The organism is Aquisalibacillus elongatus, from assembly GCF_003843875.1.
Classification (GTDB): Bacteria; Bacillota; Bacilli; order Bacillales; family Alkalibacillaceae; genus Aquisalibacillus; species Aquisalibacillus elongatus.
This window is the reverse complement of sequence record NZ_RKRF01000006.1, coordinates 1-1,058: the sequence shown is the minus strand read 5'-3', so window position 1 is coordinate 1,058 and position 1,058 is coordinate 1. Positions and strand designations below refer to the sequence as shown.

The window sequence follows — 1,058 nt, the reverse complement described above, 5'->3', positions numbered from 1 at the left end:
GGCAGAGAGGTCACACCTGTTCCCATACCGAACACAGCAGTTAAGCTCTCTAGCGCCGATGGTAATTGGGGTGTTTCCCCTGTGAGAGTAGGACGTCGCTGGACAATTGTTACGGAGGATTAGCTCAGCTGGGAGAGCACTTGCCTTACAAGCAAGGGGTCGGTGGTTCGAGCCCGCCATCCTCCACCATTTATGCCGGCCTAGCTCAATCTGGCAGAGCAACTGACTTGTAATCAGTAGGTTGGGGGTTCGAGTCCCTCGGCCGGCACCATTTAAATAACAGCTTCGAAGAAGCGTTGATTTAACAAACGTTTTTGAGCCATTAGCTCAGTTGGCAGAGCATCTGACTTTTAATCAGAGGGTCGGAGGTTCGAATCCTCCATGGCTCATCACTCTTGCGGGTGTGGCGGAATTGGCAGACGCGCTAGACTTAGGATCTAGTGTCTTACGACGTGGGGGTTCGACTCCCTCCACCCGCACCATTAATTGAATATGCGGAAGTAGTTCAGTGGTAGAACACCACCTTGCCAAGGTGGGGGTCGCGGGTTCGAATCCCGTCTTCCGCTCCATTTAAACAGTGCTGCCGGGGTGGCGGAATTGGCAGACGCACAGGACTTAAAATCCTGCGGTAGGTCTTCTACCGTGCCGGTTCGAATCCGGCCCTCGGCACCATTTAAATGCGCCCGTAGCTCAATTGGATAGAGCGTCTGACTACGGATCAGAAGGTTAGGGGTTCGACTCCTCTCGGGCGCACCATATAACGGGAAGTAGCTCAGCTTGGTAGAGCACTTGGTTTGGGACCAAGGGGTCGCAGGTTCGAATCCTGTCTTCCCGACTCTTAAATGTGGGGCCTTAGCTCAGCTGGGAGAGCGCCTGCTTTGCACGCAGGAGGTCAGCGGTTCGATCCCGCTAGGCTCCACCATTATTTTTGTTTTAACCATTGACTTACCTTGGTTAAAATGATATATTAATAAAGTCGCTTTTTTGAGGCGGCAACACATCTCATTAAAACAATTTAAATAAGTTGTTGACGCATTAATTTGCGAGATGTTATGATT

Annotated in this window: 9 tRNA genes and 1 rRNA gene; all 10 read left to right on the top strand. The window is 51.1% G+C overall.

Features of this window, described 5'->3' with window-relative positions:
• Positions 1-104, top strand: a 5S ribosomal RNA gene (rrf, locus tag EDC24_RS00570); the annotation flags it as partial.
• Between the two features lie 9 nt (positions 105-113).
• Positions 114-189: transfer RNA gene (locus tag EDC24_RS00565), tRNA-Val, on the top strand.
• A gap of 5 nt (positions 190-194) precedes the next feature.
• Positions 195-271 (top strand) — tRNA-Thr (locus EDC24_RS00560).
• A gap of 45 nt (positions 272-316) precedes the next feature.
• A tRNA-Lys gene (locus tag EDC24_RS00555) sits at positions 317-389 on the top strand.
• An 8-nt stretch (positions 390-397) separates the two neighbouring features.
• A tRNA-Leu gene (locus tag EDC24_RS00550) sits at positions 398-482 on the top strand.
• A 12-nt stretch (positions 483-494) separates the two neighbouring features.
• Positions 495-569, top strand: a tRNA-Gly gene (locus EDC24_RS00545).
• A 13-nt stretch (positions 570-582) separates the two neighbouring features.
• A tRNA-Leu gene (locus EDC24_RS00540) sits at positions 583-672 on the top strand.
• A gap of 7 nt (positions 673-679) precedes the next feature.
• A tRNA-Arg gene (locus EDC24_RS00535) sits at positions 680-756 on the top strand.
• Between the two features lie 5 nt (positions 757-761).
• Positions 762-835: transfer RNA gene (locus tag EDC24_RS00530), tRNA-Pro, on the top strand.
• Positions 836-846: 11 nt separating this feature from the next.
• Positions 847-922: transfer RNA gene (locus tag EDC24_RS00525), tRNA-Ala, on the top strand.
• The last annotated feature ends 136 nt before the right edge of the window (positions 923-1,058 follow it).